The organism is Vibrio profundum (assembly GCF_050337555.1).
Taxonomy (GTDB): Bacteria; Pseudomonadota; Gammaproteobacteria; order Enterobacterales; family Vibrionaceae; genus Vibrio; species Vibrio profundum.
This window is the reverse complement of the sequence record NZ_JAKJTA010000020.1, coordinates 60,529-73,633: the sequence shown is the minus strand read 5'-3', so window position 1 is coordinate 73,633 and position 13,105 is coordinate 60,529. Positions and strand designations below refer to the sequence as shown.

Genomic DNA, 13,105 nt, shown 5'->3' with positions numbered 1-13,105 from the left:
GTAATAATGGCGCGCTCGGAAGGATTCGAACCTTCGACCGCCTGGTTCGTAGCCAGGTACTCTATCCAGCTGAGCTACGAGCGCGCAGGGTGTTAACTATAAATAGTTAACTTTTTAATAAGTGGCGCGTCCTGGAGGATTCGAACCTCCGACCGCCTGGTTCGTAGCCAGGTACTCTATCCAGCTGAGCTAAGGACGCACGGTGTTCAGACAATGYCTAAACGTTTTGTAATAATGGCGCGCTCGGAAGGATTCGAACCTTCGACCGCCTGGTTCGTAGCCAGGTACTCTATCCAGCTGAGCTACGAGCGCGCTGAGGTTGTGAACTATATCACAACTTTTTCAATTTGAAACAAAAAATTGACGAAAGCCAATTGAATGGCGGTGAGGGAGGGATTCGAACCCTCGATACGGCTATAAACCGTATACTCCCTTAGCAGGGGAGCGCCTTCAGCCTCTCGGCCACCTCACCACTTTTCAAATCAATGCTATGGCGCGTCCTGGAGGATTCGAACCTCCGACCGCCTGGTTCGTAGCCAGGTACTCTATCCAGCTGAGCTAAGGACGCGCATTTGCCTATTTCTAAGCGTCGCAAGAATGGCGGTGAGGGAGGGATTCGAACCCTCGATACGGCTATAAACCGTATACTCCCTTAGCAGGGGAGCGCCTTCAGCCTCTCGGCCACCTCACCGTCTTGCGGAGGCACATATTACGATTTACCGAAAATATGTCAAACCTTTTTTTGGAAAAAAACCACAAAAACCAATCAACTGCCGCAGTTTTGTACAAAGCGATGAAAAAATGCACTTTTAAGCATTGAGGAGGGAATTTCAGGCAAAAAAAAAGCTAGCGTTTTCGCTAGCTTTCTACAATTTAGTAATTGTCTGGTGCAACGTTGTCGTTGCCTTTTTCTGCCTGAATACGCATGTAAATTTCTTCACGGTGAACAGACACTTCTTTCGGAGCATTCACACCAATACGTACTTGGTTACCTTTCACGCCCAGTACTGTGACTGTGACTTCATCTCCGATCATAAGTGTTTCGCCCACACGGCGAGTCAAAATTAGCATTCTTTGCTCCTTGAGTGATCTCTGTCTTTACTTGCTACGAAATTATTACCCATCAAAAGGAATATTTCGTAATCAGTCTAATTGGGGGTATCTACCCTAATAACACGCGCTTTTGATGAATTTCGAGCATTTCACTTGGCGTAATGTACGAATCATGAAGCAAGTTCGCTGCTTTGTCGATAGATTCCATTGATAAAAACAACATTAATGAACGATCCTGGATATCAAAGTGCCCTACTTCAATACTATATGGCGTAAGTAATTCACATGATAGTTCATACAGCTCATTCGCCCGAGTGCCCACTAGCGTCAATACGCTGATCGGCTCAACACCGCTGATCTTATTATCAAACAAAATGTTGAGTTTCGCATATTGTTCCTGATTAATAATAATACAGCTTTGCTGCTCTTCCTTAATTGTGCTCCAAATTTGAATACCCAACATGTGACATTGCTGGAGAACACTCGAAATTTGACCATATTGGAAAGAAACACGTACAAGGTTACGCTGAATAGCCACTCCACAAACTGGATTGTGACATTCTTCACCTTTAACTAGACTGCCTGGACCTGAATCAAACGTAGACAGCACCCGCAAAGGCACACCATTTTGTCGGGCATATTGCACACAAGGAAGATGAAGCACCTTAGCGCCTTTCCGTGCCATTTCTTCCATCGTTGGAAAATCAATAGCCTCTAACTTCTTGGCTGTTTTGACCACGCGTGGATCACACGTATATACACCATCAACGTCGGTAAATATCTGGCATTCGTCTGCGTTAAGCGCACCCGCTAGTGTCACTGCGGTGGTATCTGAACCTCCTCGGCCCAATGTGGTGATATCACCTGATTCACTCACACCTTGAAAACCTGCAACTATGACTATCTGTTCTTGGGACAGAAGTTCATCGATTTTCGCAGTGTTGATATGTCGAATCGTCGCGTCATTGTATTGATTATTCGTTACAATACCCGCCTGCCTCCCAGTGAGCGAACTGGCCACATGTCCCAGCTTATTTAGAGTCATCGCCAACAAGGCCATAGACATTTGCTCACCAGCAGAAAGCAAAACATCAAGTTCTCGAGCTGAAGGTACCTCATCAACTTGATGCGCTAAATCCATCAATCGATTCGTTTCTCCAGACATGGCCGAAACCACAACAACAACTTGATTACCATCATTCTTCGCATTAATGATGTGCTTGGCGACAGTGTGGATTCGTTCTATCGACCCCACAGAGGTCCCACCAAACTTTTGCACGATAAGAGGCTTTTTCACCAGTCTTCACCTTCCCGAGAGCTCAGTCTCATTGGCACTGCTTGATTCCAATACAGGACATCTAGGCAGTGATTAAAATGACAAAACCAAGTCACTGCATTGTCGATATTACCCTCTCGAACGGCAGAACTTGGTTTCACTTTTTTATAAGCACCTTACCTTACTTGGCGAAGTGCTTTTTCAAATTGTTTACAGCTTTTCTTCAATCCAGCTTTCTACGCTTGCCAATGCTGCTGGCAGAGCCGCCGAATCCGTGCCGCCAGCTTGAGCCATATCTGGGCGGCCACCACCTTTACCACCAACTTGCTGGGCAACCATATTCACGAGCTCACCAGCCTTCACTTTTCCAGTAAGGTCTTTAGTCACGCCTGCAATCAGACCAACTTTATCGCCAGACACATTGCCTAACATGATGATGCCGCTACCTAGCTGGTTCTTCAATTCGTCAACCATACCGCGCAGCGCTTTGTTGTCTGCACCATCCAGCTGAGCAACCAGTACGTTCACACCAGAAATCTGCTTAGTTTTACTGGTTAAGCTTGCACCCGCCTGCGCTGAAAGTTTCTCTTTAAGCTGAGAAATTTCTTTTTCCAACGTTTTGGTTTTGGCTGCAGCGTCAGTCAAACGTGCTTCATATTTGCCTTGCTGCGCATCTAATGCATCTAATGCCGCTTCGCCGGTGACTGCTTCAATACGGCGAACACCTGCTGCAATACCGCCTTCAGACGTCACTTTAAACAAGCCGATATCACCCGTGTTCTCAGCGTGAATACCGCCACATAATTCAGTCGAAAAATCGCCCATCGACAAAACTCGGACTTCATCGTCATACTTCTCACCAAACAAGGCCATTGCGCCTTTTTGTTTAGCCGACTCAATATCCATCACGTTGGTTTCTATCACGTGGTTACGACGAACCTCCGCGTTCACAAGACGTTCCACTTGCTTCAACTCAGCCGGTGTCACGGCTTCCAAATGAGAGAAGTCAAAACGCAAATTTTCCGCTTTCACTAGCGAGCCTTTCTGCGCTACGTGCTCGCCCAGTACTTGGCGTAATGCTGCGTGCAATAAGTGCGTGGCAGAGTGGTTAAGAGAAATCGCTGCACGGCGCTGCGCATCAACGTTCGCTTCAACTTCATCGCCTGCGGCCAATACGCCTTCAACTAACTCACCATGGTGAGCAATTGCGTTACCTAACTTTTGCGTATCTTCGACTTTGAATACGCCAGTGGTCGTCTTCAACATACCAGCGTCACCACATTGACCGCCCGACTCCGCGTAAAATGGAGTTTCAGACAAGACAACAATCGCTTTATCACCCGCTGATAGCGTCTCAACTTTTTCGCCTTCAACAAATATTTCAGCGACTTTGCTGCGATCTTGCGTGCCAGTGTAGCCAGAGAACACAGTGTCAGTGTCCGCTTTAATTACCGCGTTATAATCTGTACCAAATTGCCCCGCTTCACGAGCACGTTGGCGCTGCGCTTCCATTGCTTGCTCAAAACCTTGCTCATCAATGCTGAACTCACGCTCGCGCGCAACATCATTGGTTAAATCCGCAGGGAAGCCGTACGTATCATAAAGCTTGAAGACTGTTTCACCATCCAACACTTTACCGTCTAGATTATCGAGCGCCTCGCTTAGAATTGTCATGCCACGCTCAAGAGTACGTCCGAAGTTCTCTTCTTCAATACGCAGAATCTTTTCAACCAGTTGCTGCTGATTTTTCAGCTCTTCGCCAGCCGTACCCATCACTTCAATCAGAACACCAACCAACTTATAGAAGAAAGCACCTTGAGCGCCTAGTTTGTTGCCATGACGAACCGCGCGGCGAATGATACGACGCAACACATAACCACGACCTTCATTTGACGGCATCACGCCATCAACGATAAGGAAAGCACATGAGCGAATATGGTCGGCGACCACACGAAGTGACTGATTCGATAAATCTTGGTGACCCGTAATCTCAGAAACTGCCTTGATTAAGGTTTGGAACACATCGATTTCATAGTTAGAATGCACGCCCTGCATAATCGCAGAAATACGCTCGATGCCCATTCCCGTATCTACAGACGGTTTTGGCAACGGCTCCATCGTGCCATCGGCATGACGGTTGAACTGCATGAATACATTGTTCCAGATTTCGATAAAGCGATCGCCATCTTCTTCTGGCGTGCCAGGGCGGCCGCCCCAAATGTGCTCGCCGTGATCATAGAAAATTTCAGTACAAGGACCGCAAGGACCAGTGTCACCCATTTGCCAGAAGTTATCCGACTCGTATGGCTTACCGCCTTTTTTGTCACCAATACGTACGATGCGATCAGCGGGAACACCCATCGTTTTGTTCCAAAGATCAAACGCTTCATCATCAGTGTGATAAACCGTCACCAATAGGCGATCAGTTGGCAGTTTCAATACTTGAGTCAAAAACTCCCAAGCAAACGCGATCGCGTCTTGCTTAAAGTAATCGCCAAAACTGAAGTTACCCATCATTTCAAAAAAAGTATGGTGACGAGCAGTAAAACCAACGTTCTCTAAATCGTTGTGCTTACCACCAGCACGTACACAGCGCTGAGCCGTCGTCGCTCGGGTATAAGCACGCTTTTCTAAACCAAGAAAGCAATCTTTAAATTGGTTCATACCCGCATTAGTAAACAGCAAGGTTGGATCATTCGCTGGCACTAATGATGAACTGTCTACAATTTGGTGTCCTTTGCTTTCAAAGAACTTAAGGAACGCGTTACGAACCTCGTCGGTGCTCATGTACATGCAGCTCTTCCTGAAATTTGTCAAATAGTCGAATAAAATTTGTCGTATTGTAGATCATGGTTACGACTTCGACTAGTTTTCTTAGCCAAAAGCTATAAAGTCATCCGGAAGGGCGCATTGTGGGTAACGAAAAACAAGGTTAAGTAAATGCCTACGCTAGGCGAATTTAACGAGGGGGCGGAAGGAAAATACGTAACTCTTAGTGGTTACAAGTGCGTATACATACAAAACACAATAATACAGAGTTTAGGACAGTCTCCGATACATCGTATAAATGTGAGAACTCATCGATTTCGATGCTCGTTAGCCAGCCAAAGCGTATTTGATTTGTTCGAAATCAAAACCACGATACTGGAGATATCGAACACGCTTGGCGTACTCTTTAGGATCAGCGGCGCGAATACCTTTGTATTTTTTCTCTGCCGCTAGCTTCGCTAATTCGAACCAATCCTGTGGTTCTTCCTCTAAAGCCTCCGCTATCACCGAATCTGCTACTTTCTTCATCGACAGCTCTTGCTTAATACGCCGCAGCCCATGTCCTTTATAAACATGCTGGCGAACTTGGCTTTTGGCAAAACGAAGATCGTCAAGGTAATGATGTTCAGAGCAAAAGTTTAACGCATCATCGATTTCATCATCAGGGTAACCTTTCTGGCGCAATTTCTGGCGCAATTCATATTCACCATGATCACGGTGACTCAAGCTATGCAATGCTGACTCTCGACAAGAAAAGGTAGGCTTAGAACCAAGGGGTTTCATCGATGTTTCCATAACAACCACCAGCTGATGGTAATTTCAGGTAGAAAAAAGCCCCGCGAAGCAGGGCTAACAATAAATTGGATTTAGAGATTAAAGCTGTTCTTTTTGTGCAGACTTAGAGGCCTTCGCCGCTTTATCTACTTTCTCTGCTTTTGGTTCAGCGCTCGCTTCTTCCGGCTGGGTTGGCGTTAATAACAGTTCGCGCAACTTACTATCAATAGCTTGTGCAGCGGTTGGATTTTCACGCAAGAACTTGCATGCGTTCGCTTTACCTTGGCCGATCTTATCGCCATTGTAGCTATACCAAGCGCCTGCCTTTTCAACCAACTTATTCTTCACACCCAAATCAATCAATTCACCATTGCGGTTAAAACCTTGGCCGTAAAGGATTTGTGTTTCAGCTTGCTTAAATGGTGCTGCAATTTTGTTTTTCACTACTTTGATGCGAGTCTCGTTACCAACAACTTCATCGCCTTCCTTGATAGAGCCTGTACGGCGAATATCCAAGCGGACTGACGCGTAGAACTTCAGAGCGTTACCACCCGTTGTCGTTTCTGGGTTGCCGAACATCACACCAATTTTCATACGAATTTGGTTAATGAAGATACACATACAGTTCGACTGCTTCAGGTTACCCGTAAGCTTACGCATTGCTTGGCTGAGCATACGAGCTTGAAGCCCCATATGACTATCGCCCATCTCACCTTCAATTTCCGCTTTTGGTGTTAACGCGGCAACGGAATCGATAACCATGACGTCAATAGCACCTGAACGAGCCAAAGCATCACAGATTTCCAATGCTTGTTCGCCTGTATCTGGCTGCGAGACAAGTAGAGCGTCAATATCCACCCCAAGTTTACCTGCGTAAACTGGGTCTAACGCGTGCTCTGCATCGATAAAGGCACAAGTTTTACCTTCACGTTGCGCCGCCGCAATCAGCTCAAGAGTTAACGTTGTTTTACCTGAAGATTCTGGACCGTACACTTCAACAATACGTCCCATTGGCAGGCCGCCAGCGCCCAGCGCAATATCCAGAGAAAGTGAGCCAGTCGAAATGGTTTCCACATCCATAGTGCGATTGTCACCCAAACGCATGATCGAACCTTTACCAAATTGCTTTTCGATTTGGCCTAAAGCGGCAGCTAGCGCTTTTTGTTTATTTTCGTCCATCACTTTCTCCAATAATCCGCCCGTCAGATACGGTAATCAATTCTGCTGGCTATTTATTCCAGCTTCTGAAACTTATTATACTGTTAATCCATACAGTGTCCACTGTATAAAACAAAACTTTTTGCACTTATTTATAAAATGCAAACTATCTCTTTGTTTAGTCGTTTATTCTTGGTTCAAGTAATGATCGCGCAAAACTTCAAGCGCGCAGTACACTGCTTTCTGGCGCACCTGAGACCGATCGCCAGCAAAATGTTGGGTCATGGTATACGACCAACCTAAACTATCCGCCCATGCGAAACACACCATGCCAACGGGTTTATCTTGACTGCCTCCCCCCGGACCGGCCACGCCACTAATCGCTACGGTTGTAGTCGCTTTCGAACAACGTAAAGCTCCATGAGCCATCTCAACAACAACAGCCTCACTCACCGCACCGTGTGTGGCTAACACGTCAGCATTCACTGCCAACATTTCCATTTTAGCCTCATTGCTGTACGTAACAAACGCGCGGTCAAACCAAGCAGAGCTCCCTGCCGTCTCGGTAATCGCCATCGCAACACCGCCACCAGTACACGACTCTGCGGTTGCCAACACGAGCTGATGCTCTAACAATAATTGCCCTAGCTCTGCGCTGAGCCTGTCTAAACATTCCATAGCTGAAAAACCTCTTTGTGCCTTTTCGCGTGAAAGGGTTTCACGTATCCTAAGCCGCTATAGAAATAAACGAAAGAGCGCAACCGTGAAAGCCGAGCAAAAACACACCCCCATGATGCAGCAATACATGAAATTGAAAGCAGAAAACCCTGAAATTTTGCTTTTCTACCGCATGGGGGATTTCTACGAGCTTTTCCACGATGATGCCAAGCGCGCTTCGCAACTATTAGATATTTCGCTAACTAAACGAGGTTCCTCTGCGGGTGAACCCATTCCTATGGCGGGTGTCCCTTATCATGCCGTCGAAGGCTATTTAGCTAAGCTAGTGCAACTTGGCGAGTCGGTTGCAATTTGTGAACAAATAGGCGACCCAGCGACCAGTAAGGGCCCAGTTGAGCGCAAAGTTGTGCGCATCGTCACTCCTGGCACAGTGACTGATGAAGCCTTACTCAGTGAGCGCGTAGATAACCTTATTGCAGCTATCTACCATCACAATGGGCAGTTTGGCTACGCGACTTTAGACGTCACTTCAGGCCGCTTTCAACTGAGTGAGCCACAAGATGAAGAAGCCATGTCGGCGGAGCTGCAACGCACGTCTCCAACTGAGCTGTTGTTTCCTGAAGATTTTGAGCCTGTGCACCTAATGGCGCAGAGGCAAGGTAACCGCCGCCGCCCTATTTGGGAGTTTGAATTAGATACCGCCAAGCAGCAATTGAATCAACAATTTGCCACCCGAGACCTCATTGGTTTTGGCGTAGAGCAAGCAAAACTTGGCTTATGTGCTGCGGGCTGCCTGATTCAGTATGTCAAAGATACACAAAGAACCGCACTGCCTCACATCCGCTCACTCACCTTCGATCGCCAAGATCGCTCAGTGATCTTAGACGCAGCCACTCGGCGCAATTTAGAAATCACTCAAAATCTTTCAGGTGGAATCGATAACACTGTCGCGGAAATATTAGATCATACCGCGACGCCAATGGGTAGCCGAATGCTCAAGCGGTGGTTACATCAACCAATGCGTGACATCGATACACTTAACCACCGCCTTGACGCGATTGGAGAATTAAAAGAACAAGGCCACTTTGTCGAGCTTAGCCAGAGCCTCAAACAGATTGGTGACATCGAGAGAATCATCGCCCGTTTAGCCCTGCGTAGCGCACGCCCTCGAGATATGGCTCGCTTAAGACAGGCGCTGCAACAACTGCCTGAACTGCAAGGACTTGTCAGCGACTTTGGCCACTCTTATTTGCAAAAGCTGGCTCAGTACGCATCGCCAATGGATCAAGTCTGCGAACTGCTGGAAAAGGCGATTAAAGACAATCCTCCTGTTGTGATTCGTGAGGGAGGGGTGATTGCTCCCGGTTATAGCCAAGAGCTTGATGAATGGCGAGATCTTGCTGACGGGGCGACCGAATACCTAACAAAATTGGAAGCCGATGAACGTGAGCGCCACGGTATCGATAGCTTAAAGGTGGGCTACAACGCGGTTCATGGTTTTTACATTCAAGTCAGCAAGGGTCAGAGCCACTTGGCCCCTCCTCATTATGTAAGACGCCAGACGCTAAAAAATGCTGAGCGCTACATCATCCCTGAGCTCAAAGAACATGAAGATAAGGTGCTGAGCTCAAAATCTAATGCCTTAGCGATAGAAAAAAAATTATGGGAACAGCTGTTCGATCTACTGTTACCGCATATCGAACAGCTGCAAAATCTAGCCTCAGCGCTATCACAACTCGACGTATTACAAAATATCGCCGAGCGAGCCGACACCCTAGATTATTGCCGCCCGACTCTAACAACTGAAATCGGCGTTCACATTCAAGGGGGTCGCCACCCTGTAGTCGAGCAGGTAATGAGTGACCCGTTTATTGCCAACCCAATAGAGCTCAATCAAAACCGGAAAATGCTGATTATCACTGGGCCCAATATGGGTGGTAAATCAACCTATATGCGCCAAACTGCGCTGATTGCATTACTGGCTCATATTGGCTGCTATGTTCCAGCTGAATCCGCTTCAGTCGGCTGCATTGATCGAATTTTCACCCGAATTGGTGCCTCCGATGATCTCGCCTCCGGCCGTTCAACGTTTATGGTGGAAATGACGGAAACCGCAAATATTTTACATAACGCCACTAAAAGAAGCTTAGTGCTAATGGATGAAATAGGTCGTGGTACCAGCACCTATGATGGACTGTCCCTCGCTTGGGCCAGTGCGGAATGGCTCGCCAAGCAAATTGGGGCAATGACATTGTTCGCCACTCACTATTTTGAGCTTACCGAACTGCCGAAACAATTGCCGTCTTTGGCCAACGTACATTTGGATGCCGTCGAGCACGGAGACACCGTCGTCTTTATGCATGCTGTGCAGGAAGGCGCGGCGAGCAAGTCTTATGGGCTTGCGGTTGCTGGCCTTGCGGGCGTGCCTAAAAACGTCATCAAAAATGCACGTACTAAGCTGCACCAATTGGAACAACTCAGTCAAAATGGCATCAATACGAGCAACAAAGTCGCCGTTGAGGAAAATCAGCTAAGCCTAATCCCTGAACCCAGTGAAGTTGAAACTGCGCTTGCGAATATTGATCCTAACGATCTCAGTCCAAGACAAGCACTCGATGAACTTTATCGCCTTAAAAAGCTACTATCGGACAATAGATAATCGATAATCAAAAAAATAACTAGCCAACAATCAAAAAGGCCACTCATACGAGTGGCCTTTTAAACAGTGTATTAAGCTATAACCTATTGAACAGTTAAGCTCTCTTTAATAACAATAAAGTGTTGCTATAAGGTATCTGTTATTCATCTTCTACACTGAACAGACTTTCCATATTCAAGCCTTGTTTAATCAAGATCTCGCGTAAACGGCGCAAACCTTCCACCTGAATCTGACGAACTCTTTCGCGAGTCAGGTTGATTTCTCGGCCCACTTCTTCCAGTGTTGACGGCTCATACCCCAGCAAACCAAAACGGCGTGCTAAAACTTCTTTTTGCTTAGGATTGAGTTCATCGAGCCAATGGATAAGCGACGATTTAATATCATCATCTTGAGTGGAAACTTCTGGATCGGAATTGTTAATATCAGGAATGATATCAAGCAACGCTTTTTCGCCATCACCACCGATTGGTGTATCGACGGAGCTGACTCGTTCGTTTAAGCGCAGCATTTTGCTAACATCGTCTACTGGCTTATCCAACTTCTGAGCAATTTCTTCAGCAGTAGGTTCATGATCCAGTTTTTGTGATAGCTCTCGGGCGGTACGTAAATAAATATTGAGTTCTTTGACAACATGAATCGGCAAACGAATAGTTCGAGTTTGATTCATGAGTGCGCGTTCGATGGTTTGACGGATCCACCAAGTCGCATAAGTCGAAAAGCGGAAACCACGTTCAGGATCAAACTTCTCTACCGCTCTGATCAAACCTAGGTTGCCCTCTTCAACGAGATCCAGTAGTGCAAGACCGCGGTTACTATAACGACGTGATATCTTAACCACTAACCTGAGGTTACTTTCAATCATACGCTTACGGGCTGCTTCATCTCCTCGTAGAGCACGGCGGGCATAAAGTACTTCTTCCTCCGCGGTCAAGAGTGGTGAAAAACCGATTTCGCCTAAGTACAGCTGGGTCGCGTCAAGACTTTTTGCTGATGCATCAAAGTCTTCTTTCGTTTCCTCAGTGGCTGAATTATTCGAAGTAGTACTGACTTCATCTTCATTCACGGCCGCTTCCATTGGCTCGTGATCCATGTTGAATTCGTCAACTTTAGCTGCTGTGTTGCTTATACTCATAGCGCCTCCCCCTGGCGAGCTAGCAAGACATTACTACCTTTTAATGTCGCTGTATTACTCTAAACAAGTAAATTTACGGCAAGTAGCGATTCGGATTCACCGACTTACCCTGGTAGCGAATTTCAAAGTGCAAACGAACGCTGCTCGCTCCTGAGCTGCCCATCGTTGCAATTTTTTGGCCTGCTTTTACACTTTGTCCTTCGTGTACGAGTAACCGATCGTTGTGGGCATATGCGCTAAGGTAATTATCGTTATGCTTCACTATCACTAGATTGCCATAACCTCTTAATGCATTTCCCGAGTAGACGACCGTTCCTCCGGCAGTAGAGTTTATTGATTGACCACGCCTTCCTGCGATATCAATCCCCTTATTGCCATGATCCCCAATCGAGTAGTTTTTAATGATTCTCCCTTTGGTTGGCCACAGCCAGCGAGATATCTTTTGATCTGCTACTGGGCTCGCATTTATATATTTTTTAACATTTTGTTTACTTTTAGTTTTAACATACTCCTTTGATTTGGATAGATCAACCCCGTCATCTGAGTATTTTTTAGCCTGATTTTGTTTTTTTGATAAGTTTTGATTCAGAGCTTTCTGTTTAAGTGCCTGACTCGACTGAGGTAGTACCGTGCTTTTTGTAGGGCTATACGCACGGGCGGTACCCTTTTGACCATACGACGGTGCAACGTAGGCTGGGCGCCATAGTTCTAATTTTTGACCTGGAAAAATGGTGTAGGGTTTTTTTAGATGATTGTAACTGATGATATCTTTGACATCTTTGCCTGTGATATACGAGATAAAGTAGAGAGTATCCCCTTGCTGAACTTGGTAATAACTCCCCCTATAACTACTGCGAGAAATAGAGTTGTAATCTTTCCCTATGCCGGAAACTGGTGCAGGCGAGCTAGCTGTACATGCAGCCAGCGCCCCACACATCAGAATTAGACAGGTACTACGCGACCAGTAATTCATTATCCCTCAAGCTAAGTCTCCCGCAACCAAAGGTACAAAGCGAACCGTTTCAACAACTTCCGTTATGAACTCGCTTTCTTTACGCGTAATTTTGAGTAAGCGCTGCTCTGTTTCTCCAACTGGTATCACCAGTTTCCCGCCAATACTCAGCTGCTCTAACAAAGCTTGTGGTACAGATTCTGCCGCGGCAGTAACTAGAATGGCGTCAAAAGGGGCTTTCGCAGCCCAGCCTAGCCACCCATCGCCGTGTTTAGTCGATACATTGTAAATATCCAATTGTTTTAATCGACGCTTCGCTTCCCACTGCAACGACTTAATTCTCTCGATAGAGTAAACATGCTCGACTAATTGAGCCAGCACAGCAGTTTGAAAGCCGGAACCGGTTCCGATTTCCAACACTTTACTCTGTGGATATAAATCAAGGATCTCCGTCATTTTTGCCACGATATAGGGCTGGGAAATTGTTTGCCCCTGTCCAATCGGTAACGCATTATTATCATAGGCCTGATGAACCATAGCCTGTGACACAAAACATTCTCTAGGTAGACTGTAAATCGCTTCAAGTACTTGGGGATCTTGAATACCACTGGTGACAAGAAATTGTTTCAATTTGTCAGCATGTGGGTTCGTCAT

The 13,105-nt window shown here is 46.4% G+C and carries 11 protein-coding genes and 6 tRNA genes; 1 reads left to right on the top strand and 16 read right to left on the bottom strand.

Going from position 1 to position 13,105, the window contains the following annotated elements:
• Window positions 1-7 precede the first annotated feature (7 nt).
• The 13 genes from L4C34_RS17085 to L4C34_RS17025 form a co-directional block, all read right to left on the bottom strand.
• Window positions 8-84 (bottom strand) — tRNA-Arg (locus L4C34_RS17085).
• A 38-nt stretch (window positions 85-122) separates the two neighbouring features.
• Window positions 123-199: transfer RNA gene (locus L4C34_RS17080), tRNA-Arg, on the bottom strand.
• 36 nt (window positions 200-235) lie between these two features.
• Window positions 236-312 (bottom strand) — tRNA-Arg (locus L4C34_RS17075).
• A gap of 67 nt (window positions 313-379) precedes the next feature.
• A tRNA-Ser gene (locus L4C34_RS17070) sits at window positions 380-472 on the bottom strand.
• Between the two features lie 19 nt (window positions 473-491).
• Window positions 492-568, bottom strand: a tRNA-Arg gene (locus L4C34_RS17065).
• A 30-nt stretch (window positions 569-598) separates the two neighbouring features.
• Window positions 599-691, bottom strand: a tRNA-Ser gene (locus L4C34_RS17060).
• A 182-nt stretch (window positions 692-873) separates the two neighbouring features.
• Window positions 874-1,071 (bottom strand): carbon storage regulator CsrA, encoded by a 198-nt coding sequence (gene csrA / locus L4C34_RS17055; RefSeq protein WP_428790548.1) that lies wholly within the window; start codon window positions 1,069-1,071, stop codon window positions 874-876.
• Window positions 1,072-1,162: 91 nt separating this feature from the next.
• Window positions 1,163-2,350 carry an aspartate kinase gene (locus L4C34_RS17050; RefSeq protein WP_428790547.1) on the bottom strand — a complete coding sequence of 396 codons (1,188 nt, stop codon included), beginning with the start codon at window positions 2,348-2,350 and terminating at the stop codon, window positions 1,163-1,165.
• On the bottom strand, window positions 2,347-2,490 hold the full coding sequence (locus tag L4C34_RS17045) for a hypothetical protein (RefSeq protein WP_428790546.1): 144 nt from the start codon (window positions 2,488-2,490) through the stop codon (window positions 2,347-2,349). The genes L4C34_RS17050 and L4C34_RS17045 overlap by 4 nt, the downstream gene beginning before the upstream one ends.
• A 49-nt stretch (window positions 2,491-2,539) precedes the next feature.
• Complete coding sequence (alaS, locus tag L4C34_RS17040) at window positions 2,540-5,122, bottom strand: alanine--tRNA ligase (protein ID WP_428790545.1); 2,583 nt, start codon at window positions 5,120-5,122, stop codon at window positions 2,540-2,542.
• Window positions 5,123-5,425: 303 nt separating this feature from the next.
• On the bottom strand, window positions 5,426-5,881 hold the full coding sequence (gene recX / locus L4C34_RS17035) for a recombination regulator RecX (protein ID WP_428790544.1): 456 nt from the start codon (window positions 5,879-5,881) through the stop codon (window positions 5,426-5,428).
• A 90-nt stretch (window positions 5,882-5,971) separates the two neighbouring features.
• Window positions 5,972-7,051, bottom strand: a complete 1,080-nt coding sequence (gene recA / locus L4C34_RS17030) for a recombinase RecA (protein ID WP_428790543.1) — start codon at window positions 7,049-7,051, stop codon at window positions 5,972-5,974.
• Window positions 7,052-7,216: 165 nt separating this feature from the next.
• Window positions 7,217-7,708: a CinA family protein gene (locus L4C34_RS17025; protein ID WP_428790542.1), complete on the bottom strand. Its 492-nt coding sequence runs from the start codon at window positions 7,706-7,708 to the stop codon at window positions 7,217-7,219.
• A gap of 85 nt (window positions 7,709-7,793) precedes the next feature.
• On the opposite strand from L4C34_RS17025, the gene mutS reads away from it, so the two are divergent.
• Window positions 7,794-10,367 (top strand): DNA mismatch repair protein MutS, encoded by a 2,574-nt coding sequence (gene mutS / locus L4C34_RS17020; RefSeq protein WP_428790541.1) that lies wholly within the window; start codon window positions 7,794-7,796, stop codon window positions 10,365-10,367.
• Between the two features lie 139 nt (window positions 10,368-10,506).
• Here the strand turns inward: mutS and rpoS are convergent, their stop codons facing one another.
• From rpoS to L4C34_RS17005, 3 genes are all read right to left on the bottom strand, one after another.
• Complete coding sequence (gene rpoS, locus L4C34_RS17015) at window positions 10,507-11,499, bottom strand: RNA polymerase sigma factor RpoS (RefSeq protein ID WP_428790540.1); 993 nt, start codon at window positions 11,497-11,499, stop codon at window positions 10,507-10,509.
• Window positions 11,500-11,572: 73 nt separating this feature from the next.
• The gene (locus L4C34_RS17010; RefSeq protein WP_428790539.1) at window positions 11,573-12,472 is read right to left on the bottom strand and encodes a peptidoglycan DD-metalloendopeptidase family protein; all 900 of its coding nucleotides are present in this window, start codon (window positions 12,470-12,472) and stop codon (window positions 11,573-11,575) included.
• 6 nt (window positions 12,473-12,478) lie between these two features.
• Complete coding sequence (locus L4C34_RS17005) at window positions 12,479-13,105, bottom strand: protein-L-isoaspartate(D-aspartate) O-methyltransferase (RefSeq protein WP_428790538.1); 627 nt, start codon at window positions 13,103-13,105, stop codon at window positions 12,479-12,481.